Below are 11,813 nucleotides of genomic sequence, written 5' to 3' on the forward strand. Positions count from 1 at the left end.
GGTGCGGGTGGCGGAACCTGACACGTCGTCTGGCTGCGATCCGTTGCTGATGTACGTCCAATGCACGGCGCAACGGCTGTCCTCGCCGGACGACGCGTCAGAACCCGCGGTGGTGCCGGCTGCGAGGATGGTCGGGACAGCTCGCGGCTTCGCCGCTTGCGGTCGATGTGGAACGGAGCTGAGTTGAGCAGGGTTCGCGAACTGGCCGGCGGTGGCCGCGCGGTGGAGGTGGCGCCGGGGCGAGTCGCCGGGTGGTTCGAGCGCTTCGCCGCCTCCCACGGCGGTGCCGCGAGCACGCTGCTGGAACCGCGAACGGTGCTGGTCAACGCCACCGATGGCGCCACGGCGACGGTGCGGGTGCCCTTCGGCCCGCTGCCGGCACCGCACGGCGAACACCCCGGCTTGGCGGTGTCGTCGCTGGTGGAGCACGTGTCGGTGTCCCGGCGGATCGGACTGGTGCTGGTGCGGCTCGGTGCGCACAGCATCGGCGTCGCCGTCGACGGGGTCGTGCAGACCTCCACCACCGACCGGCACCTGGTGCACGGCCGGAACAAGGCCGGCGGCTGGTCCCAGCAGCGCTTCGCGCGCCGCCGCGAGGGGCAGTCGGCTCGCTCGCTGGCCTCGGCCGCTGACGCGGTCGCCAAGGCCCTGCTGCCGGTGGCCGCCGAGCTCGACGGGCTCGTCCTCGGCGGTGACCGGCAGGCGCTGCAGGCGTTGCGCGAGGACACCCGGCTGAGCACCCTGTTCGACCGCGCTGAGCAGCGCGTCCTCGACGTGCCCGAACCGCGTCGCGCGATCCTCGACGACGCCGCCAAGCGGGCGGTCGCGGTCGAGATCGAGGTCCGCGACCCGCGGTGAGGTTGAACGCAGGCGAAATCCGCTGGATCCCGACCGGTAGACTCGCCTCCGTGGTCAGCAAGCGAATCCTGGTGCGTTCCCGCGCCACTCCGCGCGTCGATTAGCTCCGCGCCCCGCACGCCCACCCGTTCGTCGCCGGTGGGCGCACTCATGCCACGCAGACCACCTATTACCCGGAGTTCTCCTTGATCTCAGCCACTGGCCTGGAACTGCGCGCCGGTTCCCGCATCCTGCTCTCCGACGCCACCCTGCGCGTCCAGCCCGGCGACCGGGTCGGCCTGGTGGGCCGCAACGGAGCGGGCAAGACCACGACGTTGAAGGTCCTCGCCGGTGAGGGGCAGCCGCACGCCGGTGACCTCATCCGCCGGGGCGAGATCGGGTACCTGCCGCAGGACCCGCGCGAAGGCGATCTGACCGTGACCGCCCAGGACCGGGTGCTCTCGGCGCGCGGCCTCGACAAGCTGCTGCGCGACATGGAGAAGGCGCAGACCGCGATGGCCGAGCTCGTCGACGAGAAGGAGCGCGACAAGGCCATCAACCGGTACGGCCGCCTGGAGGAGCGCTTCGGCGCCCGCGGCGGGTACGCGGCCGAGAGCGAAGCCGGCCGCATCTGCAGCAACCTGGGGCTTCCCGGCAGGGTCCTCAACCAGCCGCTGAGCACGCTCTCCGGTGGTCAGCGCCGCCGCGTCGAGCTCGCGCGCATCCTGTTCGCCGCGTCCGAGGCCGGACCCGGTGGCCGTTCGGCCACGACGCTGCTGCTCGACGAGCCCACGAACCACCTCGACGCCGACTCGATCAACTGGCTGCGCGACTTCCTGAAGAACCACGACGGCGGACTGGTCGTCATCAGCCACGACATCGACCTGCTGTCGGCCGTGGTCAACAAGGTCTGGTTCCTCGACGCCATCCGAGGCGAGGCCGACGTCTACAACATGGACTGGACCCGCTACCAGGACGCCCGCGCCGCCGACGAGAAGCGGCGCCGCCGGGAGCGGGCCAACGCCGAGAAGAAGGCGTCCGCGCTGATGACCCAGGCCGACAAGATGCGGGCCAAGGCCACGAAGGCCGTCGCCGCGCAGAACATGGCCAAGCGCGCCGAGAAGCTGCTGGCCTCCGCCGAGGCCGAGCAGGCCCAGGAGAAGGTCGCCAAGATCCGCTTCCCGGATCCCGCCTCGTGCGGCAAGACGCCGCTGACCGCGGACGGCCTGTCCAAGTCCTACGGCTCGCTGGAGATCTTCAGCGGGGTGGATCTGGCCGTGGACCGCGGGTCCAAGGTCGTGGTGCTCGGTCTCAACGGTGCGGGCAAGACCACGCTGCTGCGGCTGCTCGGCGGCCAGGAAGAAGCCGACTCCGGTGCCGTCGTACCAGGTCATGGCCTGCGCATCGGCTACTTCGCCCAGGAGCACGAAACCCTCGATCACGACGCCACGGTCTGGGAGAACGTGCGTTCGGCCGCGCCCGACGCCCCCGAGCAGCAGCTGCGCAACCTGCTGGGCACGTTCCTCTTCCAGGGCGAGCAGCTGCAGCAGCCTGCGGGCACCCTCTCCGGCGGTGAGAAGACCCGGCTGGCGCTGGCCGGGCTCGTCTCCAGCCAGGCCAACGTGCTGCTGCTCGACGAGCCGACGAACAACCTCGACCCCGCCAGCCGCGAGCAGGTGCTCGACGCGCTGCGCAGCTTCAGCGGCGCGGTTGTGCTGGTCACGCACGATCCGGGCGCGGTGGAAGCGCTCGAGCCCGAACGGGTCATCCTGCTGCCGGACGGCACCGAGGACCACTGGTCAGCCGAATACCTGGATCTGGTCCAGTTGGCGTAGCGCTCCGTATACCACGACGGCGGGCTACTACGTATGGATTAGTGCATTCCGGTGATCGCCGCGTGCCCATCTCGACCGATGGCCGATCTTTTTTCCATGATCGCCTGGCGTTCGGGCCTTTCCTGTTCGATCATTGCGCTGACAGGGGTCGCGAGGCCCGACCTGCTCAGAGGGAAGGCGGGGACACCGTGGCTGAGCTGAAGAAGGGCGCGCGCATTACGGGAAGCGCGCGCGACAAGCTGGCCAGTGATCTGAGAAAGAAGTACGAGAAGGGGGCGAGCATCCGCGCACTGGCGGAGTCGACCGGTCGGTCCTACGGCTTCGTGCACCGGGTTCTGAGCGAATCAGGCGTGCAGTTGCGTGGTCGTGGGGGCGCGACGCGGTCCAAGAAGAAGTGAACTAGTCGGCCGGCCGTTCCCGGTCGTGCCGTCAAGCCTGGAGGTCCGCTTGGCGGAGTCGGTAGTGGACGCCGACCTGTTGGATCGTGGCGGTGTGGGGCTCACGATCCACGGGCGGCGTGCCACCATCACGCTGGACCGCCCGGACAAGCTCAACGCGCAAACCCCGCACACCTGGCAGGCGCTGCGGGAAATCGGCCGGTCGTTGAGCGCGGAGATCCGGGTCGTCGTGCTGCGCGGAGCCGGCCGGGCCTTCTCGGCCGGACTGGACCGGAGGATGTTCAGCCCCGAAGGGGTGGACGGCGCTCCGGGCCTGGCGGCGTTGGCCGAGCGCCCCACCGAGCAGTCCGACGCCGAGATGGCCGGCTACCAGCAGGCGTTCAGCTGGTTGCGAGAACCGGAACGGGTCACGATCGCTGCCGTGCGGGGTCACGCGATCGGAGCCGGGTTCCAGCTGGCGCTCGCCTGCGACATGCGGGTGCTGGCCACCGACGCGCGACTGCGGATGGCTGAGACCGGGCTCGGGCTGGTGCCCGATCTCGGCGGAACGCTGCCGCTGGTGCGCGCGGTCGGCTACGCTCGCGCGGTGGAGATCTGCGTGACCGGGCGTGAGGTCACCGCCGAGGAAGCGATGCGGATCGGCCTGGCAAACCAGGTCGTCGACCCGGACGGGCTGGACGCCGCGGTCGACGCCCTGGTCGAGTCCGTCTCGGCTCCGCCGGCGGGCGCGGTCCGCGAGACGCTGTCGCTGCTGGCCCTGGCCGACGAGGCCGTCGATCCCGAGCAGCAGCTCGCGGCCGAGCGCGCCGCGCAGCTGCGCCGCATCACCGAGCTCGCCCGGCAGCTCGGCGTGGTCCGATGATCACCCGTTGCTGACCATCGGCTCGTAATAGCGCTCTGCGCTGCAACACCCCCGCGTGCCCTCGCACCACCGCTGTGGTGTCGGGGATACGATCTTGGTCAACTCGAGCGAGATCTAGGGGATGCATGACGCAGCGAGGAAACCGTCGGGAACTGCTCGCCGACGCCGCCATCGAGGTGCTCGCGCGTGACGGCGGCCGCGGGCTGACCCATCGCGCGATCGACCGCGAGGCGCGTGTCCCGGAGGGCACCACCAAGAATTATTACCCGACGCGCAACGCCCTGTTCGAGGCCATTGCGCACTACCTCGCCGAACGGCACGTCGCCGCGCTCGAAGCGCTCTGCGCCCACATCCCCGAGGACGTCTGCCCCGACGACATCACCGCGCTGTACGCGGCGATGCTGAGCCGCATGTCGGGCAACGCGCGTTCCCAGTTCCTCGCGCTGTTCGAGCTGCACCTGGAAGCCGTCCGCAACCCCGAGGTGCGCACCGTGCTCGGCGAGATCAGCCGGGCCAGCGTCGACACCGCCGTCCAGCTGCACGCCGCGGTCGGGCGCCGGATCGGCAGGCGCGGTGCGGGTTTGCTCGACGCGGGCATGCTCGGCGTGGCCTTGTCGACCCTCAGCCTGCCCGGCGAACTCGTCGGCGAGCTCGGGCTCGACGACACCGAGGGGCTCACCCGCGCGCTGCTGACCCTCGGTGGCACCCGCGACGAACCGGCGCTGGAAGTGCTGCGCGACTGGGCTGGTTGATCCGTCCGGAGATCAACCGGATGCGCTGCGGGACCGAGAGATGACTCGCGGTAGCCTCACTGTGAACGAGCTGCGCCTGGGGTGCCCCCGCTGGTACCCGTGATCGAAGTGGATGCAGGGAAGGCATGTCGAATCCAGCACAGGACGAGCCCGACCCGCACGCACCGCTGGAACCGCCCGCGGTGGTTTTCGCGCGTCTGACCGATGTACCGGTCGACGCCCTGGACAAGCTGATCGAAGACACCCGCGCCGTCTACGACGACCTCAACAAGGTCCTCGGCCACCCGTACTGGGGTGATCTGGTGTACCACCAGGGGGCGGCGATGAGGGCGTTGACCGAGGCCAAGACCTGCCTGGAAGGTCTGCGTGCCGAGGCCGTCGGTGCCCGCAACACCGAACTCGGCGTCACCGTCACCACCGCGGTCATCGACGGCGAACGGCACTTCGCCCAGAACGAGGACGACAAGGCCGAACTCGTCGACAAGCTGCTGCGCTCGCCCGGTGAGGGCGCCGGGCACATCTACGTCTGGGACAGGCCGCACGCCGATCCCGAAGCGCCCGGTCCGTACGAGCAGATCCGGATCGTCACCGATGCCGAGAACGAGCTCGGGGTCCTCAACTTCACCGAAGAGGACGTCGAAGGCGACATGCTCTCGTGGCACACCTGCAACCCGCAGCCGTCGGGGGACGCGCCCGCGCTGCCCTTCGACGCGGGCAGCACGCTGAAGTTCCCGCGCAACGCCGTGCTGTCGTTCCGCGAACTTCGCGCTGCCCTGGACGAATTCACCCGAACCGGAGCCAAGCCCGAATGCGTGCAGTGGCAACCGGCCCGCTGGGGTGACCTGTAAAGCGAGCGCCTGCGGTCGTTTCGCGCGCCGTAGCGGAACTCGCACGTCGCGACGTGTCCGAACGCGCGGCGGTGCCGCCCTGCCGGGTTCGCCTGCTCGGTCGCCTTGCCCGATCCGCGGCGTTCGGGTGACTGATTCGTGCTCGAGCGTGACGCGGGTTCGCGACAACCCGCGGTTAAGCATTGACTAACAGCAGGAAAAGGTGGTTCCTTCTTTCCATTCGCGCGAGGACGAAGGGGGCCACACGTGCGCAGACGACTCGTCGCGCTGGGGGTCGCGTTGCTGGTCGGCTCGTTGCTGCCCGCACCGGCGTCGGCACAGGAGAACGGGGACCGCCCGCAGGGCGCCACGCTGCGCGTCGGACTGCAGCAGCAGATCGACTCGCTCAACCCGTTCCTCGGTTACACGTTGGCCGCCACGGACATCTTCCGGGCGATCTACCCGACGCTGACCACCTACAGCACCAACGACTTCGGCGTGGAACCGGAGCTCGCGGAGCGGTGGGAGTCCACACCGGACAAGCTCACCTGGACCTTCCACATCCGGCCCGGGGTCACGTGGTCCGACGGTCGGCCGGTGACCGCGCGCGACGCCGCCTACACCTACAACCGGATGATGACCGACCCGGCCGCGGCGACCGCCAACGGCAACTTCGTGGAGAACTTCGACCAGGTCTCCGCCCCGGACGACTCCACGCTGGTCATCCGCACCAAGACGCCGCAGGCCACGATGCTGGCCATCGACGCCCCGATCGTGCCCGAACACGTGTGGTCCAAGGTCGCCGACGTGGAGAACTTCGCCAACGACCAGATGCCGGTCGTCGGCAGCGGCCCCTACGTGCTCACCGGTTACCGGCCGGAGCAGGACGTCACGCTCACCGCCAACCCGAACTTCTGGCGGGGCGCGCCGAAGGTCGCCGAGGTGCAGTTCACCCAGTTCAAGAACAGCGACGCCGCCGTGCAGGCGCTGCGCAAGGGCGACCTCGACGTCGTCCAGAAGCTCACCCCCGCGCAGTTCGACGCGCTGGAGGGCGAAGCCGACATCAAGCAGGTCAAGGGCCAAGGCCGCCGGTTCTTCGAGATGATCCTCAACCCCGGCGCCACCAACAGCGAGAACCAGCCGATCGGCAGCGGGCACCCCGCGCTCAAGGACGTCCGGGTCCGGCAGGCCATCGATCTCGCCATCGACCGCAAGGCCCTCGTCGACCGGGTTCTCGGCGGTTACGGGCAGGTGGGCGGGGGATACCTGCCGCCGATCTTCGGCGACTACCACTGGACACCGCCGCAGCCGCGCGGATTCGACCCGGCCGCAGCCAACCGGAGGCTCGACGAGGCCGGGTACGTCCGCGGTCCCGACGGCACCCGCCGCACGCCGCAGGGCGAACCGCTGAACTTCGACTTCGTGCTGCACGGGGACGAAGCCGCCGACTCGCAGGTCGGCGAGTTCGTCAAGCGCTGGCTCGCCGACGTGGGCATCAACGTCGAGCTGCAGCCCGTGTCGGACAACCAGCTCAACGACCGCACCACCGCCGGTGACTTCGACATGGTCATCAGCGGCTGGTCGGCCAACCCCGACCCGGACTACGTGCTGCGCCTGCAGACCTGCGGCGCCCGTCCGACGCCCGACGGCAACGGAACCCCGGACACGCTGCAGTGCGACCCGGCCTACGACGACCTGTACGGCAAGCAGCTCGCCGAGTTCGACCCGGCGAAGCGGGTCGACCTGGTCAAGCAGCTGCAGTCCCGGTTCTACGACCAGGCGACAGGGCTGGTGCTGTACTACGCCAACTCGCTGGAGGCGTACCGCACCGACCGGTACAGCGGCTTCACGACGCAGCCGGCGGCAGAAGGCGTGATCACCGGCCAGCAGGGCTACTGGGGCTACTACGGCGCCGAGCCCACCGACAAGGCGATCAACGGCTCCGACGGCACCGACTACACCGCCGTCGCCTGGGGACTCGGCGGGCTCGTCGTGGTGATCGTGCTGGTCGGAGTGGGGGTCGCCGTGCGGCGCCGCGCCACAGCGGACGACCGGGAGTGACCGCGTGTCGGACCTGCTGACCACTGTGGACGACCAGGAACCGGCCACCGGCAACGGTGGCCGGCTCCTGCGCTACGTCGGCGGCAAGATCGGCGGTGGGCTGGTGAGCCTGCTGCTGGTCGCCGTCCTCGGCTTCTTCCTGTTTCGCGTGATGCCCGGAGACCCGGTGCGCACCATGACCCGCGGCGCTCCGATGACGGCGCAGCAGATCGCGGACCTGCGCGAACGGCTCGGTCTCGATCAGCCGCTGTGGAAGCAGTTCCTGGACTTCCTCGGCAACCTGCTGCGCGGTGAACTCGGCACCTCCTACACCTACAGCCGACCGGTCGGCGAACTGATCCTGCAGCGCATCGGGCCGACCGTGCTGCTGGTCGGAACGGCCACGGTGCTGGCCATCGTGCTGGGCCTGTGGATGGGTTCGCGCGCGGCGTGGAAGCACGGTGGCGCTTTCGACAAGGCCACCAGCTCGGTGGCGCTGGCGCTGTGGTCGGTGCCGACGTTCTGGCTGGGCCTGATCGTGCTGATGGCCTTCGGCGTCGGAGTCGGCCCGATCCCCGGACTGTTCCCGGTCGGCGGCATCTCCGACCCCGACACGCCCCCGGAACTCCTGCCGCAGATCCTCGACGTCGCGCACCACATGGTGCTCCCGGTGCTGACGATGCTCGCGGTCATCTACGCCGAGTACCTGATGGTGATGCGCTCCTCGCTGCTGGAGGAGATGGGCGAGGACTACCTGACCACCGCCCGCGCCAAGGGGCTTCGCGAGGACCTGGTCCGCAGCAGGCACGCCGTGCCCAACGCGCTGCTGCCCACGGTGACGCTGATCTTCCTGCGGCTGGGGCTGGTGGTCGCCGGTGCCATCACGGTGGAGACGGTGTTCTCCTGGCCCGGCCTGGGGCTGCTGACCTACGAAGCCCTGCGGGTGCCCGACCTGCCCCTGCTGCAGGGGATCTTCATCGTGCTGGCGGGAAGCGTGGTGGTCATGAACGTGCTGGCAGACCTGCTCTACCGAGTCATCGATCCGCGGGTGCGTGAATCATGACCGCCCCCACCGCGTCCCAGGTCGTGCGCGCCCGGCGGAAGGCGAGCCTCGTCGAGGGCTGGCGGGTCTTCCGCGCCGACCGCGCCGGGCTGGTGGGCCTGGTGCTGCTGGCAGCGATCGTGCTGCTGGCACTGCTGGCGCCGCTGCTCACCGACTCCACCGGGCTGGACGTCACCCGCGCGACCGGCGCCGCGCTGCAGGCACCCAGCGCCGAATACCCCTTGGGCACCGACGAATCCGGCCGATCCGTGCTGCTGCTGACCTGGTGGGGCGCTCGCGTCTCGCTGGTCGTCGGGTTGTCGGCGGCGATCCTGTCGGTGCTGATCGGTGCGCTGGTCGGGGTGGCCGCAGCGCACTTCGGTGGCTGGACCTCGCGAATCCTGCTGCGGATCACCGACTTCTTCCTGGTGCTGCCCTCGCTGGTGCTGGCCATCGCGCTGTCCACGGTGCTCGAACGCGGGCTGTGGACGATCGTGCTCGCCATCGGCGTCACCTCGTGGCCGCACACGGCCCGGGTCGTGCGCGCCCAGACGCTGACCATCGAGGCCCGTCCCTACATCGAACGCTCCCGCGCGCTCGGAGCCGGGCACGGGCACGTCATCTTCAAGCACGTGCTGCCCGCCGTGCTGCCGCTGGTGTTCGCGAACACCACCCTGTCGGTGGCCAGCTCGATCATCTCCGAATCCACGCTGTCCTTCCTCGGTCTGGGCGATCCCAGCCGGGTCTCGTGGGGCACGATGCTGAAGTCGGCGATGGACACCGGCGCGGTCACCGGCGGCGCGTGGTGGTACCTGCTGCCGCCCGGCCTGGGAATCGTGTTGGTGGTGCTCGGTTTCACGCTGTGCGGCCGGGCGCTGGAAGCGGTGTTCAACCCGAGGCTGCGGGGGCGACGTTGAGTCCGATTCTGCAACTGCGCGACGTGTCGATCACCTACGGCGGCGCCGACGAGCCCGCCGTGTCCGGGGTGAACCTGAGCCTGGAACCGGGCGAAACCCTCGGCCTGGCCGGGGAGTCGGGCTGCGGCAAGACGAGCCTGGCGATGTCGGTGCTGCGGCTGCTGCCGCGCACCACGCGCGTCGACGGCGAGGTGCTGCTCGACAGCGAGGACGTCCGCGAGATGAGCTTCGGCCGGTTGCGCGCGGTCCGCTGGGCCGGTGCCTCGGTGGTGTTCCAGGGGGCGATGCACGCGCTGAACCCGGTGCGCACCATCGGCGATCAGATCGCCGAGCCGATCCGGCTGCACGGCGGCAAGGGCGACCTGAGCGAGCGGGTCGGCGAGCTGCTGGCCCAGGTCGAGCTGCCCGCCGACCGCGCCGGGGCCTACCCGCACGAGCTCTCCGGCGGGCAGAAGCAGCGCGTCATGATCGCCATGGCGCTGGCCTGCGAACCCCGCCTGGTCATCGCCGACGAACCCACCACGGCGCTGGACGTGGTGGTGCAGGCGCAGGTGCTGGACCTGCTCAAGCGCCTGGTCGCCGAACGCGGCATCGCGCTGGTCATGATCAGCCACGACCTGTCGGTGCTGTCCGCGACCTGCTCCCGGCTGGCGGTGATGTACCGGGGCGAGATCGTCGAGCACGGGCCGGCCGAGCAGGTCATGAGTCGGCCGCAGCACGAGCACAGCAGGGCCTTGGCCGATGCCTTCCCCACGGTGGGCGATCCGAGCTTCCGCCTCACCGGGGGCGGGTCCGCTGGTGAGGCGCTGCTGTCCGCCGACCGCGTCGCGGTGACCTTCCGCAGCCGATCCGGTCAGGCCGTGCGCGCGGTGCGCGGGGTGGACCTCGCGGTCGGCGCCAACGAGATCGTGGCGCTGGTCGGGCAGTCCGGCTCCGGCAAGACCACGCTGGCGCGCACGCTGCTCGGCCTGCAACGCCCCACCTCCGGTGCGGTCCGGTTCGACGGTGTTCCGCTGCCCACCGGAGCTGCGGCGCTGCGCGACTACCGCAGCAAGGTCCAGCTGGTCCTGCAAGACCCCACCGGTGCCCTCAACCCGCGGCACACCGTCTACGAGGCGGTCGCCGAGGGCTTGCGGATCCACGGCATCACCGACGACGAGGTCGGCCGGGTGACCGCCGCCCTGGAAGCCGCGGAACTGCGACCGGCGGAGAAGTTCTTCTCCCGCTTCCCGCAGGAGCTCTCGGGCGGTCAGCGCCAGCGCGTCGTCATCGCGGGTGCCCTGGTGCTGGAGCCGGAGGTCCTCATCGCCGACGAGCCGGTCGCCTCGCTCGACGCCACGGTGCGCGGCGAGATCCTCTCGCTGCTGCTCCGGCTGCGCGTGGACAAGGGCTTGTCGACGCTGGTCATCAGCCACGACCTCGGTCTCGCCTGGAACATCGCCGACCGCGTCGCGGTCATGTACCAGGGCGAGATCGTCGAGCTCGGCACCGTCGAGCAGGTCCTGCTCGATCCGCAGCACGACTACACCAAGACGCTCCTGGCGGCGGTGCCGACCACGACCCGGCGCGTGGCCTGAGAACTCCCCGGGCTCTGCGTGGCGGAACCCGAAGCGGTCCGCACTTGATGCAGCAGCTACCGCCGCTCCTGGTCGAAGCTGTCGATGATCGCGGGCCGGTCGGGGTGATCGACGCGGACCACGAGGTCGGCCAGCGCGGTGGGGTCGACCTCCTCGGCGTAGCGCTTGAACGCGGGCAGCGTCCAGCGCTGGTCCTCCGGTGTGTTGCGGTGGAGCGCGCCGTCGGAGAGCCACAGGTGCACGACGAGGTCGAAGTCGAGTCCGACGCCCTGCAGCAGCGGTCCGTCCACGATGGCCGCACCCCGTTCCGGCAGCGCCACGCGGTCCAGGCGAGGGGAGCGGTCCGCCTCCGGGTCCCACAGCGCCGGCAGCACCTGCCCGGTGCCGTTCGCGGCCAGCGGGGTGAGGACCTCGCGGGCCAGCCCCGTGGTGTCGAACCAGGACAGGTAGTAGGCATCCGGGTCGTGGTGCCCGTGCTCCAGGCGCACCGAGGCCGGGCGCAGGTAGTCCGTCGCACGCACCCGGACCGCTTCGCGACCGCGTTCCCTCAGCGGCGAGACCAGGCGGTCGGCGAGATCCCCGGTGCCCGCGGCCGGAGCACCGTCGACGGCCACCCGGGCCCACCGTCCCGCGATGGCGTCAACGCGCTCCACCACCTCGTCGACCAGGGCTTGCGGGGAGATCGGGCGGACACGCACCTCTCGAAGCTATCAAGCGCGGTCCCGC

At 70.3% G+C, this 11,813-nt stretch carries 11 protein-coding genes; 10 read left to right on the forward strand and 1 reads right to left on the reverse strand.

Annotated features, from left to right (window positions below; genetic code table 11):
• Nucleotides 1-183 precede the first annotated feature (183 nt).
• The 10 genes from AB0J78_RS03685 to AB0J78_RS03730 all read left to right on the forward strand — a co-directional run bounded on the left by AB0J78_RS03685 (nucleotide 184) and on the right by AB0J78_RS03730 (nucleotide 11,087).
• Nucleotides 184-858, forward strand: coding sequence for an acVLRF1 family peptidyl-tRNA hydrolase (locus tag AB0J78_RS03685; protein ID WP_363786603.1), 675 nt, complete (start codon nucleotides 184-186; stop codon nucleotides 856-858).
• Between the two features lie 185 nt (nucleotides 859-1,043).
• Nucleotides 1,044-2,672, forward strand: coding sequence for an ABC-F family ATP-binding cassette domain-containing protein (locus tag AB0J78_RS03690; RefSeq protein WP_363786605.1), 1,629 nt, complete (start codon nucleotides 1,044-1,046; stop codon nucleotides 2,670-2,672).
• 188 nt (nucleotides 2,673-2,860) lie between these two features.
• Nucleotides 2,861-3,070, forward strand: a complete 210-nt coding sequence (locus AB0J78_RS03695; RefSeq protein ID WP_093260265.1) for a helix-turn-helix domain-containing protein — start codon at nucleotides 2,861-2,863, stop codon at nucleotides 3,068-3,070.
• Nucleotides 3,071-3,119: 49 nt separating this feature from the next.
• A complete protein-coding gene (locus tag AB0J78_RS03700) occupies nucleotides 3,120-3,932 on the forward strand; it encodes an enoyl-CoA hydratase/isomerase family protein (protein ID WP_363786607.1) in 813 nt (270 codons plus the stop codon).
• A gap of 125 nt (nucleotides 3,933-4,057) precedes the next feature.
• Entirely contained in the window at nucleotides 4,058-4,684 is a 627-nt protein-coding gene (locus AB0J78_RS03705) for a TetR/AcrR family transcriptional regulator (RefSeq protein WP_363786609.1), read from the forward strand.
• Nucleotides 4,685-4,809: 125 nt separating this feature from the next.
• The gene (locus tag AB0J78_RS03710) at nucleotides 4,810-5,532 is read left to right on the forward strand and encodes an Imm1 family immunity protein (RefSeq protein ID WP_363786611.1); all 723 of its coding nucleotides are present in this window, start codon (nucleotides 4,810-4,812) and stop codon (nucleotides 5,530-5,532) included.
• 246 nt (nucleotides 5,533-5,778) lie between these two features.
• Entirely contained in the window at nucleotides 5,779-7,572 is a 1,794-nt protein-coding gene (locus tag AB0J78_RS03715; RefSeq protein ID WP_363786613.1) for an ABC transporter substrate-binding protein, read from the forward strand.
• Nucleotides 7,573-7,585: 13 nt separating this feature from the next.
• Entirely contained in the window at nucleotides 7,586-8,614 is a 1,029-nt protein-coding gene (locus AB0J78_RS03720; RefSeq protein ID WP_363787533.1) for an ABC transporter permease, read from the forward strand.
• Nucleotides 8,611-9,510 carry an ABC transporter permease gene (locus tag AB0J78_RS03725; RefSeq protein WP_363786615.1) on the forward strand — a complete coding sequence of 300 codons (900 nt, stop codon included), beginning with the start codon at nucleotides 8,611-8,613 and terminating at the stop codon, nucleotides 9,508-9,510. The genes AB0J78_RS03720 and AB0J78_RS03725 overlap by 4 nt, the downstream gene beginning before the upstream one ends.
• Nucleotides 9,507-11,087: an ABC transporter ATP-binding protein gene (locus AB0J78_RS03730; protein ID WP_363786617.1), complete on the forward strand. Its 1,581-nt coding sequence runs from the start codon at nucleotides 9,507-9,509 to the stop codon at nucleotides 11,085-11,087. Before AB0J78_RS03725 ends, AB0J78_RS03730 begins: the two co-directional genes overlap by 4 nt.
• A 56-nt stretch (nucleotides 11,088-11,143) precedes the next feature.
• Here AB0J78_RS03730 and AB0J78_RS03735 read toward each other — a convergent pair whose 3' ends face one another.
• Complete coding sequence (locus AB0J78_RS03735) at nucleotides 11,144-11,785, reverse strand: uridine kinase (protein ID WP_363786619.1); 642 nt, start codon at nucleotides 11,783-11,785, stop codon at nucleotides 11,144-11,146.
• Nucleotides 11,786-11,813: the final 28 nt, after the last annotated feature.

It is taken from the genome of Saccharopolyspora sp. NPDC049426, assembly GCF_040676935.1.
Lineage (GTDB): Bacteria > Actinomycetota > Actinomycetes > Mycobacteriales > Pseudonocardiaceae > Saccharopolyspora.

What these genes read in the sequence shown, in the direction of transcription:
- AB0J78_RS03705 (WP_363786609.1), top strand. Translation starts at nt 4,058, where the DNA reads ATGACGCAGCGAGGAAACCGTCGGGAACTGCTCGCCGACGCCGCCATC.
- AB0J78_RS03710 (WP_363786611.1), top strand. Translation starts at nt 4,810, where the DNA reads ATGTCGAATCCAGCACAGGACGAGCCCGACCCGCACGCACCGCTGGAA.
- AB0J78_RS03725 (WP_363786615.1), top strand. Translation starts at nt 8,611, where the DNA reads ATGACCGCCCCCACCGCGTCCCAGGTCGTGCGCGCCCGGCGGAAGGCG.